This is a genomic window from Brachybacterium squillarum M-6-3 (assembly GCF_000225825.1).
GTDB classification, from domain to species: Bacteria; Actinomycetota; Actinomycetes; order Actinomycetales; family Dermabacteraceae; genus Brachybacterium; species Brachybacterium squillarum.
Genome location: NZ_AGBX01000008.1, coordinates 23119 through 45806 on the forward strand (window position 1 = coordinate 23119; position 22688 = coordinate 45806).

Annotated in this window: 21 protein-coding genes and 3 tRNA genes; 1 reads left to right on the forward strand and 23 read right to left on the reverse strand. The window is 76.0% G+C overall.

Annotated elements, in window-relative coordinates:
- Positions 1-28: 28 nt before the first annotated feature.
- From OM98_RS13450 to OM98_RS13495, 10 genes are all read right to left on the reverse strand, one after another.
- The gene (locus tag OM98_RS13450; protein ID WP_010535156.1) at positions 29-853 is read right to left on the reverse strand and encodes an exodeoxyribonuclease III; all 825 of its coding nucleotides are present in this window, start codon (positions 851-853) and stop codon (positions 29-31) included.
- Positions 850-1773: a bifunctional methylenetetrahydrofolate dehydrogenase/methenyltetrahydrofolate cyclohydrolase gene (locus OM98_RS13455; RefSeq protein ID WP_010535157.1), complete on the reverse strand. Its 924-nt coding sequence runs from the start codon at positions 1771-1773 to the stop codon at positions 850-852. The genes OM98_RS13450 and OM98_RS13455 overlap by 4 nt, the downstream gene beginning before the upstream one ends.
- A 90-nt stretch (positions 1774-1863) precedes the next feature.
- Positions 1864-3132, reverse strand: coding sequence for a serine hydroxymethyltransferase (gene glyA / locus OM98_RS13460; RefSeq protein WP_029362873.1), 1269 nt, complete (start codon positions 3130-3132; stop codon positions 1864-1866).
- 98 nt (positions 3133-3230) lie between these two features.
- Entirely contained in the window at positions 3231-4358 is a 1128-nt protein-coding gene (locus OM98_RS13465) for a UDP-N-acetylmuramate dehydrogenase (RefSeq protein WP_010535159.1), read from the reverse strand.
- A complete protein-coding gene (locus tag OM98_RS13470) occupies positions 4355-4795 on the reverse strand; it encodes a MaoC/PaaZ C-terminal domain-containing protein (protein WP_010535160.1) in 441 nt (146 codons plus the stop codon). Before OM98_RS13470 ends, OM98_RS13465 begins: the two co-directional genes overlap by 4 nt.
- Positions 4796-4841: 46 nt before the next feature.
- Positions 4842-5291 carry a MaoC family dehydratase gene (locus OM98_RS13475; RefSeq protein WP_010535161.1) on the reverse strand — a complete coding sequence of 150 codons (450 nt, stop codon included), beginning with the start codon at positions 5289-5291 and terminating at the stop codon, positions 4842-4844.
- Positions 5292-5410: 119 nt separating this feature from the next.
- A complete protein-coding gene (gene rpmG, locus OM98_RS13480; protein ID WP_017823818.1) occupies positions 5411-5581 on the reverse strand; it encodes a 50S ribosomal protein L33 in 171 nt (56 codons plus the stop codon).
- Positions 5582-5674: 93 nt separating this feature from the next.
- Positions 5675-5751 (reverse strand) — tRNA-Met (locus tag OM98_RS13485).
- 53 nt (positions 5752-5804) lie between these two features.
- Positions 5805-5877: transfer RNA gene (locus tag OM98_RS13490), tRNA-Thr, on the reverse strand.
- Positions 5878-5963: 86 nt separating this feature from the next.
- Positions 5964-6045, reverse strand: a tRNA-Tyr gene (locus tag OM98_RS13495).
- Between the two features lie 321 nt (positions 6046-6366).
- Here OM98_RS13495 and OM98_RS13500 point away from each other — a divergent pair.
- Entirely contained in the window at positions 6367-6855 is a 489-nt protein-coding gene (locus OM98_RS13500; RefSeq protein WP_010535163.1) for a YajQ family cyclic di-GMP-binding protein, read from the forward strand.
- 87 nt (positions 6856-6942) lie between these two features.
- On the opposite strand, the gene OM98_RS13505 is transcribed toward OM98_RS13500, so the two are convergent.
- The 13 genes from OM98_RS13505 to OM98_RS13565 form a co-directional block, all read right to left on the reverse strand.
- Entirely contained in the window at positions 6943-7221 is a 279-nt protein-coding gene (locus OM98_RS13505) for a hypothetical protein (protein WP_010535164.1), read from the reverse strand.
- Between the two features lie 84 nt (positions 7222-7305).
- On the reverse strand, positions 7306-7572 hold the full coding sequence (locus OM98_RS13510) for a hypothetical protein (protein WP_010535165.1): 267 nt from the start codon (positions 7570-7572) through the stop codon (positions 7306-7308).
- A 197-nt stretch (positions 7573-7769) separates the two neighbouring features.
- Positions 7770-8036, reverse strand: a complete 267-nt coding sequence (locus OM98_RS13515; RefSeq protein ID WP_010535166.1) for a hypothetical protein — start codon at positions 8034-8036, stop codon at positions 7770-7772.
- A 152-nt stretch (positions 8037-8188) separates the two neighbouring features.
- Positions 8189-12688: a type VII secretion EssC family protein gene (locus OM98_RS13520; protein ID WP_010535167.1), complete on the reverse strand. Its 4500-nt coding sequence runs from the start codon at positions 12686-12688 to the stop codon at positions 8189-8191.
- Positions 12689-12697: 9 nt separating this feature from the next.
- Positions 12698-13408, reverse strand: coding sequence for an FHA domain-containing protein (locus OM98_RS13525; RefSeq protein WP_010535168.1), 711 nt, complete (start codon positions 13406-13408; stop codon positions 12698-12700).
- A 76-nt stretch (positions 13409-13484) separates the two neighbouring features.
- A complete protein-coding gene (locus OM98_RS15680; protein WP_010535169.1) occupies positions 13485-13937 on the reverse strand; it encodes a hypothetical protein in 453 nt (150 codons plus the stop codon).
- A 44-nt stretch (positions 13938-13981) separates the two neighbouring features.
- Positions 13982-15835 carry an FHA domain-containing protein gene (locus tag OM98_RS13535; protein WP_010535170.1) on the reverse strand — a complete coding sequence of 618 codons (1854 nt, stop codon included), beginning with the start codon at positions 15833-15835 and terminating at the stop codon, positions 13982-13984.
- A gap of 2 nt (positions 15836-15837) precedes the next feature.
- Positions 15838-16704, reverse strand: a complete 867-nt coding sequence (locus tag OM98_RS13540; protein ID WP_010535171.1) for a PP2C family protein-serine/threonine phosphatase — start codon at positions 16702-16704, stop codon at positions 15838-15840.
- On the reverse strand, positions 16701-17606 hold the full coding sequence (locus tag OM98_RS15365; protein ID WP_083837789.1) for an RDD family protein: 906 nt from the start codon (positions 17604-17606) through the stop codon (positions 16701-16703). Before OM98_RS15365 ends, OM98_RS13540 begins: the two co-directional genes overlap by 4 nt.
- Complete coding sequence (locus OM98_RS15685) at positions 17603-19447, reverse strand: transglutaminase-like domain-containing protein (RefSeq protein WP_139017753.1); 1845 nt, start codon at positions 19445-19447, stop codon at positions 17603-17605. The genes OM98_RS15365 and OM98_RS15685 overlap by 4 nt, the downstream gene beginning before the upstream one ends.
- A gap of 65 nt (positions 19448-19512) precedes the next feature.
- On the reverse strand, positions 19513-20568 hold the full coding sequence (locus OM98_RS13555; protein ID WP_010535174.1) for a hypothetical protein: 1056 nt from the start codon (positions 20566-20568) through the stop codon (positions 19513-19515).
- Positions 20565-21461 carry an AAA family ATPase gene (locus tag OM98_RS15690; protein ID WP_010535175.1) on the reverse strand — a complete coding sequence of 299 codons (897 nt, stop codon included), beginning with the start codon at positions 21459-21461 and terminating at the stop codon, positions 20565-20567. The genes OM98_RS13555 and OM98_RS15690 overlap by 4 nt, the downstream gene beginning before the upstream one ends.
- Positions 21458-22579: a hypothetical protein gene (locus OM98_RS13565; RefSeq protein ID WP_010535176.1), complete on the reverse strand. Its 1122-nt coding sequence runs from the start codon at positions 22577-22579 to the stop codon at positions 21458-21460. The genes OM98_RS15690 and OM98_RS13565 overlap by 4 nt, the downstream gene beginning before the upstream one ends.
- Between the last annotated feature and the right edge of the window lie 109 nt (positions 22580-22688).

Below are 22688 nucleotides of genomic sequence, written 5' to 3' on the forward strand. Positions count from 1 at the left end.
GGTGTCCTCCGGTGCGGTCGCGGTCGGCTCAGGCGTAGGCGATGACCAGCGGGGCGTGGTCGGACCAGCGGGTGTCGTAGCTGGGGGCGCGGTCCACCTGGGCGGTGGTGGCGCGGGCAGCGAGGGCCTCGGTGGCCAGCTGGTAGTCGATGCGCCAGCCGGAGTCGTTGTCGAAGGCCTGGCCGCGCTGGGACCACCAGGTGTAGGGGCCGGGGCCGTCGCCGTGGACGCGGCGGTGCACGTCCACGAAGCCGGCCTCGGTGGTGAGGCGGTCCAGGTAGGCGCGCTCCTCGGGCAGGAAGCCGGCGGACTTCTTGTTGCCCTTCCAGTTCTTGATGTCCCACTCGGTGTGGGCGATGTTGATGTCGCCGGTGAGGACCACGTGGCGGCCGTCGGCCCGCAGCGCGGCCAGGCGCTCCATCATCACGTCGAGGAAGGCGTACTTGTCGGTCATGGTCTGCGGTTTCTCGGTGTTGCCCGAGTGCATGTAGCAGGAGATGACCGTCAGCGCGGTGCCGTCGCCGAGGGGGTCGGTGAGGTCCGCCTCCAGCCAGCGGCCGGAGTGGGCGTCCTCCTCCTGGAGGCCCGGCAGGCCGGGACGGACGGCGTCCAGGTCGATGCTCTCGACCCCGGTGCGGGCGGCGATCGCGACGCCGGCGCGGCCCTTCAGCCGGGAGGGCTCACCGACGATGTGCCAGTCCTCCCCCATCAGGCCGGCCAGCAGCTCCTCGGGGGCGCGGACCTCCTGCAGGGTGACGACGTCGGCCTCGGTGGCGGCGAGCCACTCGGCCATGCCCTTGCGGGCGGCGGCGCGCAGTCCGTTCACGTTGACGGTGGCGAGGGTCAGGCTCACAGGGCGCCTCCGGCGGTCTCAGGGGTCTGGAGGTCGATGCCGGCATCGTGCTCGGCCATCTCCACCACGTTGGTCATCAGCAGGGCGCGGGTCATGGGGCCGACCCCGCCCGGGTTCGGGGAGATCCAGGAGGCCACCTCGGCGACGGCCGGGTCGACGTCGCCGGTCAGGCGGGCCTTCTCCCCCTCGGCGCCCTCCACCCGGGAGACGCCGACGTCCAGCACGACGGCGCCGGGTTTGACGTCCTCGGGGCGCACCAGGTGCGCGACCCCGGCGGCGGCGATGATCACGTCGGCGCGGCGCAGGTGCGCGGGCAGGTCGACGGTGCCGGTGTGGGTGAGGGTGACGGTCGCGTTGATCGCGCGGCGGGTCAGCAGCGGGCCGATGGAGCGGCCGACGGTGACGCCGCGGCCGACGACCACCACGTCCTTGCCCTTCAGGTCCAGGTCGTGGCGGAGCATCAGCTCCACGGCGGCCCGCGGGGTGCAGGGCAGCGGCGTGGTGATCGGCCGGTTGGCGTTCAGCACCAGACGCCCGAGGTTCGTGGGGTGCAGGCCGTCGGCGTCCTTGGCCGGGTCCACCCGCTCCAGGATCGCGTCGGTGTCGATGTGGCCCGGCAGCGGCAGCTGCACGATGTAGCCGGTGCAGGCGGGATCGGCGTTCAGCTCGTCGATGACGGCCTCGAGCTCGGCCTGCGTGGTCTCGGCGGGCAGGTGCTTCTGGATCGAGGTGAGGCCGATGGCGGAGCTGTCGCGGTGCTTGCCGCGCACGTAGGCGGCGCTGCCGGGGTCGTCCCCCACCAGCACGGTCGCCAGGCCCGGCGCGGGGTGCCCAGCGGCGGTGAGGGCGGCGACGCGCTCGGCGAGCTCCGCCTTGATGGCGGCGGCGGTGGCCTTGCCGTCGAGGATCTGGGCGGTCATGCGGGCTCCTTCGATGCGGGACGGGCACCGGCGCCCCCGCACGGGGCGGGGGCGCCGGGTCTCCGGGGGTCGGTCACGGACGCGGGCGGCTCAGTACTGCTGCAGCCCCGCGTACAGCGGCTTCCTGTCGGCCAGGGCCGCGGTGCGGGCGCGCAGCGACTCCACGTCGGCGCCGCCGGTGAGGGTCAGGGCGATCACGTCGGCGACCTCGCGGAACTCGTCGGCGCCGAAGCCGCGGGTGGCCAGCGCCGGGGTGCCGATGCGCAGGCCGGAGGTGACCCGCGGGGGCCGCGGGTCGTTGGGGACGGCGTTGCGGTTCACGGTGATGCCGACCTCGTGGAGCTTGTCCTCGGCCTGCTGGCCGTCGAGCTCGGAGTCGACCAGGTCCACCAGCACCAGGTGCACGTCGGTGCCGCCGGAGAGCACCTTCACGCCCGCGGCGGCGGTGTCCTGGGCTTGCAGGCGCTCGGCGATCAGCTGGGCGCCCTCCAGGGTGCGGCGCTGGCGCTCGACGAAGTCCTCGGTGGCGGCGACCTTCAGCGCCACGGCCTTGGCGGCGATGACGTGCATCAGCGGGCCGCCCTGCTGGCCGGGGAACACGGCCGAGTCGATCTTCTTGGCCCACTCCTCGGTGGACAGGATCATCCCGGAGCGGGGGCCGCCGATGGTCTTGTGGATGGTGGTGGAGACGACGTCGGCGTGCGGCACGGGGCTGGGATGCAGGCCCGCGGCGACCAGGCCGGCGAAGTGCGCCATGTCCACCCAGAGCTTCGCCCCGACCTCGTCGGCGATGGAGCGGAAGGCCGCGAAGTCCAGCTGGCGCGGGTAGGCGGACCAGCCGGCGACGATCACGGAGGGCTTCGCCTCGAGGGCCTGGGCGCGCACGGCGTCCATGTCGATCCGGCCGGTGGCGGGGTCGACCTCGTAGGCGGCGATGTCGTAGAGGCGGCCGGAGAAGTTGATCTTCATGCCGTGGGTGAGGTGGCCGCCGTGGGCGAGGGACAGGCCCATCAGGGTGTCGCCGGGGCGGGCCAGGGCGTGCATCACCGCGGCATTGGCGGTGGCGCCGGAGTGGGGCTGCACGTTGGCGTGGTCGGCGCCGAACAGCTCCGTGGCGCGGGCGATGGCGATCTCCTCGGCGACGTCGACCTCCTCGCAGCCGCCGTAGTAGCGACGGCCCGGGTAGCCCTCGGCGTATTTGTTGGTCAGCACGCTGCCCTGCGCCTGCAGCACCGCGCGCGGCACGAAGTTCTCGCTGGCGATCATCTCCAGCGTGCGCTGCTGGCGACCGAGCTCACGGTCCAGCACCCGGGCGATGTCCGGGTCGAGCTCGGCGATGGACTGGTCGAGGACGTTCACAGGGCCTCCTGCACGATGGTGGGGTGGGCGGCCGCCGGGCCGCTGGGTCAATCCTAGGGGCGCGGGCGGGCGCAGGTCGCGGCCCGTCCGGGCAGGGGTCAGAGGTCGATGCCGAGGCGGACGGGCTCCGGCTCGAGCGCGACGCCGAAGCTGCCACGCACGCGGGCCTGCACGTCGTGGGCGAGGGCCACGAGGTCCTCGCTGCTCGCGCCGCCGCGGTTGGTCAGCGCCAGGGAGTGCTTGGTGGACACGGAGGCGCGGGGCCCGACGGCGTGGCCGTTCTCGATCCCGGCATGGCTGATCAGCCAGGCGGCGGAGGTCTTCACCATGCCCTCCCCCGCCGGGAAGCAGGGCGCCTCGGGCGGCAGGGCCGCGGCCTCCGCCTCGGGCAGGATCGGGTTGGTGAAGAAGCTGCCTGCGCTCCAGGTGTCGTGGTCCTCGGCGTCCAGGACCATGCCCTTGGTGGCGCGGATGCGCAGCACCGCCTCGCGCACCTCGGCCATCGGAACCCGCTGGCCGACCTCGACGCCGAGCTCTGTGGCGAGCTGGGCGTAGCGGATCGGGGCAGAGAGGGAGCCGAGGGTGTGCTGGAAGCTCACCGCGAGCACCACGTAGCGGCCGGTCGCCGAGGGCACGGGGCCGCCGTAGCGGGTGCGCTTGAAGAGGCTGTCGCGGTAGCCGAAGCCGCAGTCGGCGGCCGCGAAGGTGTGCACGGCGCCGCGCTCGCGGTCCCAGGTGCGCACCCGGGTGATGGTGGAGGCGACCTCCTGGCCGTAGGCGCCGACGTTCTGGATGGGGGTGGCGCCCACGGAGCCGGGGATACCGGAGAGGGCCTCGATGCCGACCATCTCCCGCGCCACGGCGTAGCGGACGGCGCGGTCCCAGGCGACCCCGGCGAAGTGCTCGACGATCGCCCCGCCGCAGGTGGCGTCGATGGGGGTGAGGGCGGCCGGGTCGGCGGGGATCCCGTCGGGCTCGCCGGCGGAGGGGATCTCGCAGCTCGCGTCGAGCCGCGGCGCCTCCTCGGGGTCGCGCAGCAGCACCACGGTGCCGGCGAAGGGCGCATCAGAGGCCACCAGGTTGGAGCCGCCGCCGAGGACCAGCAGGGGGCGTCCGGCCTCATCGGCCTCGCGGACCGCGTCGATCACCTGCTGCTCGGTGGTGGCCTCGACCAGGTGCTCGATCTGCCCGCCGATGCGCAGGGTGGTGAGGTCGGCGAGCCTCATGCCTGCTCCGGCAGGGCGATCACGGCGCGGGCGCGGCCGAGCACGGCGGTGCCCTCGACGGTCGCGGTGAGGTCAACGCGGGCGGTGCGGGCGTCCTCGTCGATCTGGCCGACGACCGCGACGACCTCGAGGACGGCCTCGCCGGTGGGGGGAACCTCGATGGGGTTCGTGAAGCGGGTGGAGTAGGAGCGCAGCAGGCCGGGGTCGGCGATCTCCTCCAGCAGCCCGGTGATCGCGGTGCCCATCGTGAGCATGCCGTGGGCGATCACGCCGGGCAGGCCGGCGGCGGTGGCGACGGCGTCGTTGTAGTGGATCGGGTTGAAGTCGCCGGAGGCGCCGGCGTAGCGGACCAGGGTGTCGCGGCTGAGGCGGTGCTCGCGGCGGGCCAGCTCCTGGCCGACGGTGAGGGCGGTGAGGTCGAGGGCGGGGGTGCTCATGGCTGCTCCTGGGGTCGCCGGGCTGCGGGAGGGGTGCTGGCGCGGCTCAGTCGCCGCGGACGACGAGCATGCTGCGGACGGAGGCCACCTCGATGCCCTCGGGGTCGGCGAGGTCCACGCGGGTGGTGACCATCGCGTGGCCGCCGGCGGCGCGGACCTTCTCGACGGTGAGGGTGGGGACCAGCACGTCCCCGGCGACGATCGGGCGGTGCAGGGTGAAGGCCTCCTCGCCGTGGACGACACGGGAGAAGTCGATGCCGGCGGCGGGGTCCTCGATGTACTGGGCCTCGGTGGCCTGCGCGAGGGAGACCAGGAAGGTCGGCGGCGCCAGCACGTCCTCGTACCCGGCGGCGCGGGCGGCCCCGGGGTCGGTGTGCAGCGGGGAGGTGGCGCCGGTGGCGGCCGCGAACTCCGCGATCTTGGCGACGGAGACGGTGTGCGCCGGGGACGCCGGGTAGGTGCGGCCCGCGAAGGCGGGGTCCGGGCTGGTGCTCATGGATGCTCTCCCGTGGTGGCGAGGGGCGCGGCGCGGGCCGCGGGGCGGATGCCCTCAGGATGCACGAAAGGCCACCCGGGTGGGACCCGAGTGGCCTTCCTCTGCTGCGCTCGGCCCGCTCAGCGGGTCTCGCGGTGCGCGGTCTGCTTGCCGCAGGTCGGGCAGAACTTCGAGAGCTCCAGCCGATCCGGGGTGTTGCGCCGGTTCTTCTTGGTGATGTAGTTCCGGGCCTTGCACTCGGTGCAGGCCATGGTGATCTTGGGACGCACGTCAGAGCTCTTGCTCGCCACGGCTCGCCTCTTTCGTTCCGAGTGGCGCGCTGACCCGCGCGCCTCGTGGGTCCCCGGATGGGGAGGTGGAATAGCACTCCGGCGGTGCCGGTGTGGTACCGAGGGCGGGGATCGAACCCGCGACCTCACGATTATGAGTCGTGCGCTCTGACCGTCTGAGCTACCCCGGCCTGACAGATGTTCGGCCCGATCTCGCTCGGAGACCGGGCCGCCATCCATCCAGAGCCCTGAAAGGGAATCGAACCCTTGACCTTCTCCTTACCATGGAGATGCTCTGCCGACTGAGCTATCAGGGCAACCCGAAGGACTCTACACAAGCGCTGCCACCTGGGCAATTCCTGCGATGTCCGCGGTGCCTCGGATCACAAGCGATCCTCGGCGGTGGCAGGTGAGGGATTCGAACCCCCGTAGGCAATGCCAGCTGATTTACAGTCAGCCCCCTTTGGCCACTCGGGTAACCTGCCGGGACGGAACGCTCCCCGTCGCCCGGATGTCGATCACCCCCTCGCGGGAGCACTCTGCGATCCGGACCGCCGGAAGCGGACCTGGACCAGCATAGCGGGGCCGTGCGGGGCACGCGAACCGAGCGGCCCCGATCGCGGCATGAGCATGGTCACAGGGCACCTGACCTGCCGCGATGGCGGTGCGCCGAGTGCCCGGGGGATCATGCAGGGGCGCCCGGCCGCCGGGCCGCCCGCCGCACCGCGATCCGGGCCCGATGCCCGCGGCCCACCGACCCCGTCCACCGCACCGACCCCGTCCACCCCACCGAGAGGAACCACCCGATGGCCGACTCCACCTTCGACATCGTCTCCGAGCTCGACCGCCAGGAGGTCGACAACGCCGTGAACCAGGCCGTGAAGGAGGTCGGCAACCGCTACGACTTCCGCGGCACCGGCGCCACGATCACCCTGTCCGGCGACGAGATCGTCATGACCGCGAACGCCGAGGAGCGGGTGATGGCCGTGCTCGACGTGCTGCAGTCCAAGCTGATCCGCCGCGGCATCTCCCTGAAGTCCCTGGACGTGGGCGAGCCCAAGCAGTCCGGCAAGGAGGTGCGCCTGGTGGGCGCCCTGGTCGAGGGCATCAGCTCCGAGCAGGCCAAGAAGATCTCCAAGATCATCCGCGAGGAGGGCCCCAAGTCCGTCAAGGCCCAGATCCAGGGCGACGAGCTGCGGGTCAGCTCCAAGAGCCGCGACGACCTGCAGTCCGTGATCGCGCTGCTCAAGGGCAAGGACCTCGAGGTCGCCCTGCAGTTCACGAACTTCCGCTGAGACTCCCCCGGCCCCGGCCGCGCATCCGACGGGCCCCTGACCTCCCGGTTCCGGGAGGTCAGGGGCCCGTCGCGTGGGCGGGGCCGGTCAGTCGCGCAGGGAGGTCGCGTCCTGGTCGTCGGCGTGGGTGCTGATGTCCTCGGACACCGTGGAGAGCGCAGCGGTGAGCTTCGAGACGGTCTGGGAGACGAAGTCCGTCCAGGCCTGCTGGTAGTGGTCGGCATCGGGGCCGACCCAGTCCATCGCCCGCACCTCGGTGCCGGCGTCCTCGATGAGCTCGGCGATGCGGGTGCCGCAGTCGGCGACGGCGGTGGCGACCTCGCGGGCCTGCTCCACATCCATCCCCATGTAGGTGGTGCTGTTCATGATCTCCCTCTTCCGGGATCGGGCCGCACGGGGCGGCGGGTGGTGCCGTGCCCTGGGCTCGGCGGGTCCCTGCGGCGGCGTGCCTCAGGTGGTGGAGGTGACGCGCTGGTGCTGGGCGTTGGACTCGGCCTGCTCGGCGAGGCCGCGGAGGGCGTCGCGGACGGTGCGGGCGATCGCCAGCACCTCGTCCTCGTAGCGGGCGACGCAGGTGTCGCGGTCCTCGCCGCTCCAGTCCAGGTCGACGATCTTCGCCTGGGTGTCCTCCACGAGGGTGAGCACGTCGTGCCCGGTCTCCTCGAGGCGGGTGGCGGTCTTCTCGGTGATCTCGGGGGTCATGCCCTTGATCGGCATCGTGGGTCTCCTCTCGTCACGGCCGGCGCGGTGCTCGGCCCGGTGGACCACGGGGTCCGTGGGTGCTCCCCACGCTAGGAAGCGGGGATCCGGTCGGGAACAGGGGCTGGTCCTCCACCGCGAGCCGGTGTCCATCGGCGCCGGTCAGGGACGGGCGGGGTGCCTGCGGGGTGTGGACACAGCGGGCGGCGGGCTCGTCAGCGCGCGGAGGTGGCGGACTGGTCGTCGGCGTTGCGGGTCGCCGCCTCGCCGAGCTCGGTGAGGCGGCGGGAGGTCGCCGTGATGGCCGGCACCAGGGTCCCCGTCCAGTGCTCGCGGAGCTGATCGGCATCCGGGCCGGTCCATTCCACGGCGGCGAGGCGGTCGCTGAGGTCCTGCTCGAGGGTCACCAGCTCCTCCCCCGCCTCCCGCAGCCCGGTCGCCATCCGGCGGACCTCCTGCACGTCCATGCCGTCGATGCTCATGGGGGCTCTCCTCCCGTCAGGTCCCGCCGGGGCGGGGGACGCGCGGCGCGCCCGGGGCCGACGCTAGGCCGGGACGTGCCCGGGGAGGTGGGGAGGAGCCGCGGTGGGGACGGGGACGGAGGAGCGGCGGCGGATCGTCGCCGTCCCGAGGCTCAGGGGGTGTGGGCGACCTGCAGCAGCCGCGAGCGCCCGCCGCCGATGAGGACCCCGCGCCCGGGCGGCAGGTCCGTCCGGCGCAGCCGCCCCGTGGGGGTGCCCAGCAGGCTGTCACCCTCGTTCTCCGCCGGGTGCAGCAGCAGGCCGCGTCGGCCGGACTTGAAGGGGCGGGCCAGCTGATAGGCCTGCGACCAGGTGCTCGACTCGCTCTCCGCGATCACGAACAGCCCCTCGCGGACGCAGGCGCGGATCAGGGGCTCCAGTTCCCGCTCGGCCCGGGTGCCGGCGAACTCGGCGAGGCCGTCGAGCACGAGGGCGAGGCGGTCATCCCCCACGGCGCCGGCGTCGATGCTCGCGCGCAGCTGCGCGGCCAGCTCGGCCACCTCCTCCGGCTCGGAGGACTCCAGGTCCCACAGCTCGCGGCCGCTCAGCGTGGTGCGGCGGCCGGAGAAGCGCACCAGGCGTCGCGGGCCGGGGAGGGCCCGCAGGTGCGTGGCGAGGGTGAGCACGGCGGTGCTGCGGCCCGCCCCGGGCGGTCCCGAGATCAGGAACGCTCCGCGCGGGATTGTCGTCAGCTCGTCCAGGTCCTCGTCGGCGAGACCGAGCACGGGGCAGCCGTCGCGGGCTCGGGCGAGCGCCGAGGCCGGCACGTGCTCCGGCAGGCGACGGACCGGAGGCGCCTCGGCCACGCCGGCGCGGCGCATCGCCCCGGCGAGCGCCGAGACCGCCTGCGCCTGCACCGCGAGGTCCCCGTCGCCGCCGTGGACGGCCACCTGCACCTCGGATCCCGCGAGCAGTCCGCGGCCCGGCGGTGAGGCGGGCCCCAGCACGTCCCGCGGCTCCCCGAGGACGGCGTACTCGTCCGCCCCGGCCATGCGCAGCACCAGGCGGTGCTGGATCGTCGAGGCCATCGCCGTGGGCACCGCGCCGGCGCGGTCCGCGCTGAGCACCAGGTGCACCCCGACCTGGCGCCCGTCGGTGGCGATCTGCCCCAGCACGGTCATCCAGGGGGCCAGCGCCGGGGTGTCCAGGGACTCCCGGAGGGCGCCGAAGCCGTCCACCAGCAGCAGGATGCGGGGGGTGTCGGGCGCCCCGGCCAGCTCCCGGTAGCGGTCCAGGGACCCGGCGCGCAGCCGGGCGAAGTCCCGCGCGCGCTCCTCGACGACGCCGCGGAGGGTGCGCAGCAGCCGCACGGTCCGCTCCTCGTCGTCGTCGTCGATGATCGCGCCGACGTGCGGCAGCTCCTCGAGCAGGCGCAGCCCGCCTGCGCCGTGGTCCAGGCCGTAGACGTGGACCGGGCCGCCGCGGACCGTGGAGGCGGCGGAGATCGCGAGGGTGCGCAGGGCGGTGGACTTGCCGGAGCCGCCGGTGCCGAGGATCGCCAGGGTGCCGTCGCGGTCGGGGCGGTAGGCGACGGTGGGCTGCTCCTGCTCCCGCGGGAGGTCCTGCACGCCGAGCAGCAGCTCCTCGTCGCGGCGGGTGCTGGGCAGGCGGGCCAGGTCGTAGCGGGCGGCGAGCTCGGGCAGCCAGGGGCGGCGCGGCGGGGGCAGCTCGGCGTGGCGTGCCGCGGTGGTGAGGGTGGCGACGATGCGGGTGATGTCGGGCGGTCCGCCGGGGCGGGCCGTGGGGGCCGGCTGCTCCCAGGCCCGGCCGCGGGAGAAGGGCCGTTCGACGATGTCGAGGTCGGGCCGCTGTCCGTCCGCGCCCGTGTGTCCGCCGGCGTAGGCGGCCTGGAAGGGCACCAGCCGCCCGGGACCGCTGGCGGCGACGGCGCGGCCTGGCAGGTCCGGGTCGATGTGGGCGGCCATGCGGTCGCCGAGGATGTCGGTGGAGTCCTCGGCGTCGGCCGTGCGCAACGCGATCCGCAGGTTCGTGTTGGCGCGCAGACTGTCCTTGATCACGCCGGCGGGTCGCTGGGTGGCGAGGATCAGGTGCAGGCCCAGCGAACGCCCGCGGGCCGCGATGTCGACCATCCCGTCCACGAACTCGGGGATCTCCGTGGCGAGGGCCGCGAACTCGTCGACCACGACCACCAGGGAGGGCGGGCAGTCGGGGTCGCCGCGCCGCTCCAGGGTGAGCAGGTCCTTGGCGCCCTTGCGCTGCAGCAGGTGCTCGCGCTGGCGCAGCTCGGCCCGCAGCGAGGTCAGGGCGCGCCGCACGAGGTGCGGGGACAGGTCGGTGACCAGCCCCACCGCGTGGGGCAGCCGCACGCAGTCGGCGAAGGCGGCCCCGCCCTTGTAGTCCACGAACAGGAAGCACACCCGCGACGGGGAGTGGGCCGCGGCCATGCCGAGCACCCAGGACTGCAGGAACTCGGACTTCCCCGAGCCGGTGGTGCCGCCGACGAGGGCGTGGGGGCCCTGGCGGCGCAGGTCGAGACGGAAGGGGTGCTGGCCGTCGTGGCCGACCAGCGCCCCCAGGCCGTCCCGGGCGGGATCCGCGGGCACGGTGTCCCCGGGCGAGATGTCACCGGGCGCGGCGTCCGTGCCGGTCCCCGTCCAGGCGCGGGCGACGGCGCCGGGGTCCGCGGCGGGCGCGGGCCCGGTCAGGGCGAGCAGACCGATGCTGCGGGGCAGGTCGGAGTCGTCGCCGAGGGGCACCCCGGCGTCGACCATGGGGGCGAGCCGGCGGGCGGTGGTGGCGGCCGCGGCCGCGTCGAGGGTCTCGACGCTGACGGGGGCGAATCGCTCACCGCGGCGGACGTGCCCGGCGACGGTCGTGCCCTCCCCCGTGGCGGCGGCGCCGGGGGTCTCGGGGACCGGGCGGGGCGCGGACAGGTCGAGCGTGGTGCGGCAGGCGGCCGGCAGGTCGGCGGGGGTGGGGGCGTGCCAGATCAGGTGCACGCCCACGTCGGGGCCGCGCTCGGCCAGGCGCACCAGGCGGGCGCGGTCCACGGGGGCGTCGTCCTCGACGAGCACCACCACGGTGGGCAGGACCGGTGCGGGCGGCTCCTCCCCCTCCCCCGGCCGGGTCTCCGGGATCGGCGGACGGGGACGCGCCGGCCCGCCGCCGCGTTCGGCGAGGAGGTCCTCCAGACGGCCGAGCAGGGCGCCTCCCGCCGCCGCCGAGTCGGCCAGGTGCTCCCCGGGCAGCGGCGAGTGCGGGCTCGCGGTGTGCGGCAGCCAGGGCAGCCAGCCCCATCGACCCAGGCCGCGCGGGGGCACCAGCGCGGCCAGGACCAGCTCGGCCGGGGAGTGCAGGGCGCACAGCTGCAGCACGAGCCCGCGGGCCGCGCCGTCCGCGTCCTCCCCGCTGCCGGCGAGCCCGAGGTTCCCGGCCTCCCGCAGGTCCGCGACGACCGGCACCCCGGCGACGTCGCGGTAGTCCTCCTGCACCTGGTCGAGCAGGTCCTGGTACTCGGGGAGGGTGCCCATCTCGCTCGGCGCCTCGATGCCCACCCGGGAGGGGGCGATGCCGAGCCCGAGGCGGAGGGTGGCGAAGGCGGGATGCTCGGGACGATGGGTCCACAGCAGGGGTCCCATCCGCAGCGCGGCGTCGACGGCCTGCGCCGTGGAGGGCGCCTCGACGTCGCGCACCGCCCGTTCGATCTCCTGCGCGGCGGCGAGGCGTCGGGTGAGGGCGGCCAGGGCCCGCTCGAAGGTCTCGATCTGCTGCTCGAGGGTACGTCGCTGCTGGTAGCGGCGGTTGAGGTAGCCGGCGACGGCCATCATCGGCATCATCACGACGAAGACCAGGGCGAAGGGGCTGCGGGTGAGGCCGAAGAGGAAGGCGCCCATCAGCAGCGGGGCGAACAGCATGAAGATCGGGAACACGGTGGGGGCCGGCTCCCGCGGCGGCGTCGGGGCGCGCAGGCTGCGCGGCGGGAACCGGGGCACCACACGCGGGGAGCGGTTGATCTCCAGGACGGGCGCGGTCGGATCCAGGCCACCGACGCGCTGCAGGGGGATCACCGCGAGGGTGCTGCCGCCGATCCGGACGGTGTCGGCGGGGCCGAGGACGACGCGCGGCACCCGCCGTTCGCCGTGGTGCAGGCCGTGGGTGGAGTCGAGGTCGATGATCTCGACGACCTCCCCGAGGTTCAGCCGGGCATGGCGGCGCGAGAGCTGCGGGTCGGCGAGGCGCACGTCGAGCTCCCCCTCGCGGCCGATCACGTGGGAGCCGCTGCCGAGCGGGATCTCACGGCCGGCCTCGGGACCGGAGAGCACCCGCAGCAGGGCGACGGCGCCGTCCCGCTCGGCGTCGTCGAGGGGGTCGCCGGGGGCGGGCGCGGGCACGAGGCGGACGGTGCTGCCGGAGCGCAGCCCGGCCTGGATCAGGTCCTGGTCCCGCGCCAGCGTGCGGGTGCCCCGTCCGCCGGCCTCGGGGGCGTCGCCGACCTGCAGCGTGGCCTGCTCGGGTGGCGGGTCCTGCGGGTGCAGCGGGTCGGCGCGCAGCAGCGCCTCGGCGAGGTCGGCGACGGTGGCGGTCGCGTCGGCGGTCACCTCCAGGTCCGTGGGGCCGGCTCCGGCCCGCTGCACCGTGAGGGTGATCCGCATCAGGTGTCCTCAGTCGTCCTCGGCGTCCTCGCGCCGGTCCAGCAGCGGGAGGTCCTCGCTGGTGACCAGTCGGGAGAAGACGGCGTGCTCGACGAGGCGGGCGCGCCGGTTGCTGGCGAGCTTGCCGGGCCCGCCGCGGAGGCCGCGCACGCCTTGCCGGTCGAGCTTGTCGCAGACGTTGTCGAGCTTGCGGTTGAACTTGGTCAGGGCCCAGCCGAGGCGCTGCGCGGCCTGGGCGGAGGTCGGGACGGCGCTCATGCCACTGCCCTCGCGCAGCAGCAGCGGCTCGGCGAGGGAGAGGATCAGCTGCTTCTGGCTGAGGGTGAGCGGCACGGCGCCGACGGTGGTCTCGCCCAGGGGGTCGTCGGGTCCGGCGGTGCGCTCGAAGGAGGGCGACTCGGTGTGGACGGCGAGGTCGTAGGTGGTGGGTCCGGCGGTGAACACCACCTTGGTGACGTCGAAGACCAGCGGCAGCCGCGCGCCGGGGGCGAGCCAGGCCTGCATCGCCCCTACGCCGTCGGTGATGGTGGCGGAGAGGCGGGTGCCGATGTTGACCAGCCACCACATGCCCTCCACCTGGGTGATGGTGAGGAAGCGGCGGTGCAGGAAGGGGTTGTCCTCGTCGACGCTGAGATCGGCGTCGCGGCCGATCACGAAGTCCTGGCCCTCCTCGATGCGGTACCACTCCCCACAGAACTCGACCGAGATCGTCGCGGTCATCCGTGTCTCCTCCCTCTCGTCCCCCGATGTCGGCGCTCCCGGCTCGTTCCGGGGGCCCGGCGGCCATCCTGGCACGTCATGGCGCCTCCCCCGGGAGGCAGGCGACCTCGGCAGCGCTCGCGGCGCCGTCCTCGCGCACGGTGCGCGCCTCGACGCAGACCCCGTCCAGTCCGGGCGGCACGGTGAGGACGGCGCTGCGGCGGCCGTGCACGGGATGGGTCCCGGCATGGGCGGCGTAGTTCTCGGGCAGCTCGTGCCAGCGCAGCTCCACGTGCTCCTCGCCCCCGGGGCCGGGGTGGGACCAGGTGACCCGGGCGCGGGCGGCGGCGTCGATCTCCCCGGCGGGCAGCAGCAGGGCGAGGCCGAGGTCGGCCGGCGGCGCGGGGGCGTCCGGGGCTCGGGACGGCGCCGGGGCGGGGGTCCCCGTCACGTCAGCGGGCCCGGTGGGGCCGTCCACGCCCGGCCAGTGGGGTGCGGTGAGCCCGGCGGCCGCGCCGGGGACGAGCACGAGCAGGGATGCGAGCAGCATCGCCCGCGTGCCGGGACGTCGCGGCGGGGTATGGCCGGCGGGGATCACGTCGCCTCCCGGTAGGTCAGCTCGAGCTCGCCGCCCAGCACCAGCCGGTCCCCGTCGGCGAGAACGACCTGCTCGCGGGCGCGGAGGGCGCGGCTCCGGCCGCCGCGGGGGTGCAGGACCGTGCCGTTGAGGGTGCCGAGGTCGCTGATGCGCACCTGTCCGTCGACGAGGTGCACGGCGAGGTGGCTGCGGGAGAGGCCCTGGGCGGGGCTGGGGACGGTGAGCAGCCGCGCAGTCCCGTCGGGGCGCGCGGCGCGGGGCCGACGGCCGATCACGGCGTCCCGGTCCAGGGTCAGCACGGCCCCTTCCCCGGGCGGGCCGTCGGCCTGGACAGCGACCAGGCGGGGGACGCGGCGCACGGGCGCGTCCCCCTGCGCGGGTGCAGGGAGCTGCGCGGGTGCGGCGGGCGACGGGGCACCGGGGAACCGCTCGGGCCGGTCGATGCCGGGCACGTGCTCGATGAGGGCCGGGGGCGACGAGGGCGGCGGGAGAGGGCCGTCGTCGGGGGGCGCGGCCTCGCGCGGCGGCCGGCTGTCGAGGCTGCTCCCGCCGACGGCAGGCGGGACGTCCCTGCCGCGCAGCGTGTCCCCGGGGGTGTCGGGAGAGGTGTGCTCGCGGACGGCGGCGTCCTCGACGCGGCGCTGTCGGGTGGAGCCGAACAGCTCGTCGTAGCTCGACGCGGGCTGCGGGGAGGGCCCGGTGAGGGCGGGGTCGGGCGTCGACGTGTCGACCGCCGGTTCGGCATCGCGGGCGCGACCCTCCGGGGCGGTGGCGGGGGCGGCGGGAGTGCCGGGCGTGCGAGGGCCGGACACGGGAGGGCCCGTCGTCGGATCGCCGAGCGAGGGAGGCCCGGACGCGGATCGCCCGGCGGGGGCGATCCCGCCGGGGCGGAGCCGGGCGGCCGAGGGGGGAGCCACGGGGACCGGAGCCGCAGCGGCCGCCGCGGAGCGCGATCCCCGCGCGGGTCCAGGGCGGTCCTCCGAGGGGCGGCCGGGGCCCCGGAGGTTCCGCAGGGGGGCGAACTCCCCGGCGAACAGCTGGTCGATCCGGTCGGGGGCGACGGTCGGGCCGGGCTGTTCCGTCCCCGCCCTGGGCCCCGCGAGGCGCCCGGCGCGGGGGTCGTGCTCGTGTCTGCCGGCCCGCGGGCCGTCCGAGACCGCGGGCCGGGGCCCTCCTGGAGGTGCCGTGATGCCGGCGACGGGCGGTCGCGCTGCGGCCGCACGGTCCGGCGGGGGTGCGGACGAGGCGGGGTGGCTCCGGGCGGCGTCTGCCGCCTCCCGGCGTGCCGCCTGCTCGGGCTCCTCGATCCGGCGACCGAGCCGGGTCACCTCGGCGGCGAGCGCCGCCCGGGGTGCGGCGGCGAGCGCGGCGGGATCCTGCAGCACCTGGACCAGTCCGCGGATGCCGAGCACCCCGGCCTCGAGGCGGGGCGCACCGCGGGACTCCTCGGGGGGCAGGGCGCCGAAGGCGAGGCGGTCGACGTCGGGGAGCTGCCAGCAGCATGTGCCCCGTTCCTCCCCCTGCAGCAGGCGGGCGCCCCCGGCGTCGTGCACGGCGAGCGGGGCCGTGCCGAGCAGGGCGAGGTCGATCGAGGTCGGTCCCGTGCGGAGGGCGACGACGAGGTCGGTCGGGGGCCGGTCCGGGCAGGCGGCGGCGAGAGCGGCCGGGACCTCCTGGGCCGGAGGCGGGTCGGCGAGCAGGTCCCAGGCCGCGTCGACCACGACGGCTGCCGCGGTGGGGACGAGCACGATCCATCCGGCGGGCCGTGCCACCAGGCGGGCGGGCCCCTTGTGGATCCACAGACCGGGGCCGAGCAGGGGGGCGGTCGCGGCGCTGCCCTCCCCCGTCATGCTCAGTCCCGGGACCGCTCGGCGACGGGGCGGGGCTGGGTGTCCTCCTCGGAGGTGCCGTCCTCGGCGGGTGCCTCGCTCGCGGCGCCGGGGACCAGGCCGCCATGGCCGACGACCTCGGTGGCCTCGAGGACGACCACGGTGACGTTGTCGCGGCCGCCGCCGTCGAGGGCGAGGCGGACGAGGTCCTGGCCGATGCTCTCCACCGCGGCGGAGCTGCGCAGCACCCGCTCGATCATCCGGTCTTCGACCTCCCCGGTGAGGCCGTCCGAGCAGACCAGCATCCGGTCGCCGACCTCGGCGGGGATCAGCCAGAAGTCCGGCTCCGAGTCGGGGCCGGCGCCGAGGGCCCGGGTGACCATGTGCCGGTAGGGGTGGACACGGGCCTCCTCGGGCGTGAGGTCCCCGCGGTTCATCAGCTCCTGCACCACCGAGTGGTCCATGCTGACCTGCTCGAAGAGGTTGCCGGAGAGGCGGTAGACGCGGGAGTCGCCGAGGTTCATCACCACCCAGTAGCCGATGCCGTCCTCGACGGCGGTGGCGACCGCGGCGACGGTGGTGCCGGCACCCTGCTGGGTCTCGCCGCCGAGGGCTCCGATGCGCTCCCCCGCCCCGCGCAGGGCGTCGGACATCTGCGCCACGGTGACGGTGCTCTGCAGGGTGAGCTTCTCGAACTCCTCCACGGCGATGGCGCTGGCCACCTCGCCCGCGTTGTGCCCGCCCATGCCGTCGGCGACGAGGAAGACGGGGGCGTCGGCGAGGTAGCTGTCCTCGTTGGTGGCGCGGACGTGGCCCACGTGGGTGCGGGCGGTGGACACCACCCGGATGGTGCCCGGCCCATCGGGGGCGGCAAGCGAGGGGTCGATCACGGCGCGGTCTCCACGGGTCGGGGACGAGGGGTGAGGACGGGACGTCCCCCGGTGGGGGATCCCGGGACGAGCACCGGGGCGGCGGCTGGTCCGAGGCGGAGGGCGGCAGGGACCCGGGAGGCGGGGACGGGACGCGGGTGCCAGGGGTCCTCCCCGCGGCGGACGTCCAGCAGCAGCGCGCCGGTGAGACGGTCGTGCACGCCGCTCCCCCGACGGAGGCCGAGGAGCGCGACGGGCAGCAGCACCGGGAACAGGGCCGCCCGGGCCAGGGACCGCGCCGTTCCCGCAGGCCTCTCGTCGACGGCGCGCACGAGCCGCAGCCCGAGCGCGGCGGCCCCCGGGGCGCGGCCCCGCACGCCCTGGCACCACAGCAGGGTCAGCGCGAGCGCGCACAGCAGCGAGGTGCCGGCCCCGATCAGCAGCTGGGCGGGCCACGTCCCCTCCCCTGTCTCCTCTCCACGCAGCATCCACAGCAGGCCCGCCGTGAGGGGTGCGGCGGCCAGGAGCAGCAGCAGCGCGTCGAGGCCGCTGGCGAGGGCGCGGCGCACGGCCGGGGCGGGGCGGCGCTCCCCGGGACGGGTTGCGGATGCACGTCGCCCCGGAGAGGGGGTGCGCTCGGGGGACGGCGCCGCCGCGGGCGGGCCGGCCGGCCGCGTTCCCGGGGGCGTGAGCATCCCCCGATCGTACTGGCCCGGGCCGGTGGGCGCGCTCGGCGACGGTGGACGGGGGACGGCGGCCCAGGCACGGGGCAGGGACACGGGGTGCCCGGCGGTGCCGCCGGGGTCGCCGCAGCGGGTGCCGCACTCCCCGCAGACGGCGGCGGCCGGTCCCAGCAGGGCGAGGCAGCGGCGGCAGCGGGGGCCGACGTCGCCGGTCCGCGGGGACTCTCCGGGGCCCGTCATCGCCCCTCCCCCGTGCCGCGTCCGGGGACCGCAGCCCCGGGGATGTCCAGGGGGATCCAGCCGTGGCCCGCGAGCCGCAGCTCCACCCAGGCGGTCATGTCGGCGCCGTGCAGCATCAGGCGGTCCGGGGGCGAGGGCGGGGCGAGGGCGCCCATCACCACCCGGGCGGGGATGCCGGCGGCGCGCGCCAGCAGGACCAGCAGGACGGTGAGCTGCTCCTCGTCACCGTCCAGGCCGCGCGGCGCCTCCTCGGCACGCCCGGGGTCCAGCATGCTTCCCGCGGTCATCGCGAGCAGCCGGGCCAGGCCGTGGCCCGGAAGGCCCGGGGGGTCGCCGTCGGGGCGGGGCGTCCGGGCCTCCGCGAGCTCCGCGGCGAGCCCGTTCAGGGCGTCGAGGGCGCCGCGACGCCCGGGGCCGAGGACGGGGACGGCGTGGCGCCAGGCCGCCGGGAGCGGCAGCGGGGGCGGCAGGAGGTCGGGGGCGGCGGCCGCGGCGCGCCAGCGCGCGGGGTCCGCGGGCTCCGTGCGGCACGCCACCCGGTAGCGCTCCCCTCCGCGCAACCCTGCCGGCAGGGCCAGGGTGCCGCTGCGCCGGTTGACGACGGGCTGCTCGGCGGTCTCCGCACGGCCCGAGCGATCCCTCCGCTCGAGCAGCCCGAGCCGCCCGGCAGGCAGCGGCAGCCAGGGGCCCCGCAGCTCGTGGACGGTGATTTCCAGCCGGCGGTCGGACGGGGCTGGCCGCGAGAGCGAGGCGCCCCAGGGGTGCCGCAGGAAGGCACCGGAGTCCGCGCCGTCGCGCCGCGGGTGCTCCCCACCGCCGGCGGTGAGGAGGGCCTGGCCGTCGTGGCGGTCCATCACGGCCAGACGCAGCCGGTCGCCGTCGAGCAGGCCCTCGACGGTCAGCAGGGGACGATCGGCGCGTCGGGTGCGGTGACCGCGCAAGGTGCTGAGCGGGGACGGCTCCTGCCGGGGGTCCCAGGCGGGCACGAGCCCGTCGCGCGGTGCCGGGCGCGGCTCCGGCGCGGGCCGGAGCCGCGTGAGGGCCGCGGTACCGCCCCCGGCCACGCCGAGCACGGCCGCGGTCTCCAGGGCCGCGCGTCGGGTCACTCCCCCGGGCAGGCTGGGCGGAGGCGGGGGCGCGGGCGACGAGAAGAGACGGGCACGTGCCGCGGCGGTCCGCGGCGTGGAGCTCGCGGACGGGACAGGGGCGGGGGCGGCCGGGGGGTCGATGTCCCGGTCGGCGCGGGGGGTGAGGACGAGGGCCATCAGGCAGAGGATCCCCAGGCCGATCCCGCGCCCTGCCGCGGCGACCTCCTGGGCCGGAGCCAGCAGGATCGCGACGGCCGGCACGAGCATCGACGCGGCCAGGGCGGCGAGCGCACGGCGCCGCAGGGCGAGCACCCCGCCGACGGCGGTGGCGGTCAGCACCGGCACCCACACCACGATCAGCACCCCGGCGGCGGCCCTCGACGGACCGTCGGCGCCGAGCAGCCGCATCCACGCCGTGACCGGAGCGGTGAGCAGCGTCAGGAGCGAGCTGCGGGTGGGGACGAGCCCCCAGCGGGCCTCCGCGGGGGCGATGGCGACGGTGCCGAGCAGCAGGGTGGCCGCGAGACCCAGGCCGGCCGCCCGCAGCACACCCCAGCGGCGCCGGTGGACGAGCACCGCGATCAGCAGGCCGGCGGCGCACGCGATCGCCCCGGTGACCAGGTACCGCTCGTCGCGGAACAGCGGGGCGAACCCCGGCAGGGTGAGGGCGCTGGCTCCGAGGATCGGCAGGAGACGCCGGGCGGCGTCGCGGACCACGGTGCCGCGAGAGGCCACGGTGTCACGAGAAGCCACGGTGTCACGAGGGGCCGCGGTGTCACGAGGGGCCGCGGCGTCGCGTGGGGGCCGGCGGGACGAGCTCATGCGGTCACCCCCGCGTCCGGCGTCGTCGCGGTCGGGGTCCGGGCCAGGTCCCGGGAGGCGGCTCCGACCGGGTCGAGGGCGCGCGGGAGGTCCTCGAGCCGGGCGAGGTCCACCACGGGGAGGCCGGCCACGGCGGTCCGACGGGTGGATCCGGTGCCCGCGCAGCGGATGACGAGGCGGGCGTCGGCGGACGGCCCGGACCAGGCGGCGAGCACGCGCGGCCCCGCCCCGGAGCCGGTGACCAGGATCCGGGCAGAGGTCCCGTGGCGCGCCGGCGGGGCCGCGGGGATGTCCGCGGGGGACCAGGTCCAGCGGGCCAGCTCGTCCTGCAGCTCGGCGAGGGAGCGCACCGCACGCGCCCGACCCTCCAGGTGCACGCGGAGCGGCGCCCCGGACACGGCCGTGCGCAGGGCGAGGGAGTGCAGCACCGCGAGGGCGAGCTCCTGCGCGTGCTCGGAGCCGATCAGCGGGGGATGCAGACGGGCGTGGACCTCCGCGACGGGCACCCCCGTCAGCCGCACGCTGCGCGGGGCCACGGTGACCGTCGCCGCGCTCCCGTGGTGCACGGTGCGCCGCCAGAGACCGAGCGAGTCCTCCCGGATCTCTCGCAGGGGCCCGAGCATCCGCACGGCACGGCGACCGGGGGTGATCGGGATCCGCTGCCGGTGCTCGGCTCCGGGGGGCATCGCCGGCAGCGTGACCGCGACAGGGCCGGCCTCCTCCCCTGTCTCCGGGAGCTGCAGGGTCACCGCGGGCAGCATCCGGCGCCCGGGGTGGCGGGCGGAGAGGGTCAGCACGGTCCCGGTGCCGGTCGGGGTGCGCGGTGTCGAGGCGGTCAGGCCGAGGTGCCGCCTCCGGACGGGCAGCGCGGCCACGCCGGCGGCCAGGAGGCCGAGCACCAGGGTGAGCGCCACGGCCCGCAGCTCCGCGAGAGGGCTGAGGATGCTCAGTGCGGCAGTGCCCGCGGCCAGCAGCAGGACCCCCGTCCCGCGGGAGGTCAGGCCCAGGGAGCGCGCCGCCCGGTTCGACGCCCGGGGACCGGCCCCGCTCATGCGCCGCGCCCGCGGACTCGGGGGGCGGAGACCGACCCGAGGACGGACCGGAGGACGTCGTCGACGGTGCTGCCGGCGTACTCCGCCTCGGCGTCCAGACAAAGGCGATGGGCCCACACGGGATGCAGAAGCGCCTGGATGTCCGCGGGGACGGCGCGGGGGCGTCCCGCGAGGGCCGCTCGGGTGCGCACCGCGCGGACGAGGTCGAGACCGGCACGCGGGGAGACGCCGCCGCGGAGCTCGGCGCGACGGTGGGTCTCCTCCATCAGGTGGGCGAGGTAGCCGTGCAGAGGTGCGCTCAGCTCGACCGTGGAGGCGAGTGCTCGCATGTCGTGCAGGGCCTCCCGGGTCAGGAGCGGCGGGCGCGCGGGCGCGGCGGACGTCGCCGGATGCCGGGAGAGCAGCCGCACGGTGGCGGCATGATCGGGGAGACCCATCGGCGTCCGCAGCAGGATGCGGTCGCGCACGGCCTGTGACGGGCCGCTCTCACCCGTATCCGGGTCCTCGTGGGAGGAGATGACCGTCAGCAGCGGCGCAGGGCGGACGTCGGCCTCCTCTCGGCCGAGCACCGCCGGCTGGACGGCACGCCACTCCCCCGGGCAGAGATCGAGCAGCAGGAGCTCAACCCGGGGGTCCGGTCCGGGGACGGTGACCGGCGCGAGTCCCTGGACGCAGCCGCCCAGGGCGTGGGCGAGGGTGGACTTCCCGGTGCCGGGGGCGCCCGCGAGCCAGAGCGGACCACCGGCCATGAGGGCGAGGACGCCGAAGCGGACCGCGTACGGGGCGCCGGGGAGCTGGTCGTCGAGATCCCGGGCGATGAGGTCTCCCGTGTCGGCGAACCATCCGGCCTGGGCATCGGTCATGCCCGGGACGGCGGGGGCCGGGGCGCTCATCGCTGCTCCTGGAGGATCGTGAGTTCAGGGCCGAGTTCCAGGGATGCCGGGTCCTCGTCGAGCACGTGGCACCAGCCGGAGCGGCGGTCCTCGAGCAGCAGCAGATCACCCTGGGCGTGCAGCGCGAGGGACGCGTCGGCGGGGAGGGAGGGCAGGTCGAACAGCTGCGGCGCGTGCTCGGGGCCGCACCGGAGCACGCGGGCCGGGTCCTGCCAGACGCCGCACGCTCCGTGGCGGGTGCGCACCGGCGGAAGCGGGACGGCGGAGGCCCCGGCCGGTCGTCGCCGCGGAGCGGATCCGTCTCGAGGCAGCGCGATCAGGGCGTCCCCCGTGGCGACCAGGATGTCGGCGGCGTCGGGACCGGGACGCTGCAGCCGGGCCGAGGCGAGGTCGGTGACGCCGTGTCGCGAGGGGTCCAGGACGCGGCCGGGTGTGCGCAGGAGGCGATGCTCCCGGTCCAGCACGATCGGATGCTCCCCCACGGTGCTGAGCTCGAGGGCCGCGGGGTCGGCTGTGAGTCCGGGGAGGTCGATGGCGGACCGCGGAATGATCTCGGAGGCGACGTCTCGGCGGGGCAGGCTGTGCAGGGTGGTCCCGTCGAGGAGGTGGGCTCCGCCGTGGAGGTCGACGACGATCGGGCACGGCCCGGTGGCGGCACGATGGGCGGGGGCCACGGAGGTCAGTCCCCCGGGCGGCAGCGCCGTGGCGTCGAGGACTCGCACGGCGCCGTCGGGGGTCGCGACGGCGAGGCGGTCCGCCCCGAGCGCGATGCGGCTCCCCTCGGGCAGGGTGAACGGGAGGCCCTGGCGGAGGGTGCACGGGTCGACGGGGGTGAGACCAGCGGGCCCTAGCTGGAGCAGCGCGTGCGCGGTGGAGAGGACGGCGGTGGTGCCCGCGGCCGCGGGGACCAGGGCGTCGACCCGGCGGGCGTCGAGGTGGACACGGGCGAGGAGTCCGCGCGTGGCGTCGAGGGTCCAGAGTCCTCCGCTCGAGGGCGCGGGGACGACGGTCGGCGAGGTGGGCTGTCGCGCTGCGAGCGCGCCGAGGGCTGTCAGACCGAGCGCGAGGAAGCCGGGCCCGAGCAGTCGGCTTCGGGTGAGGCTCGGGGGCGGTGCCAAGGGGTCGGTCGGTCCGGATGCTCTCCGTGGTTCCCGGGGTGTCGGTGTGCGTGCCATGTGGTCCCCTCGATCCTCCGCCTGCGGGCCGCCGGCCACGGCGGCAGGCCGG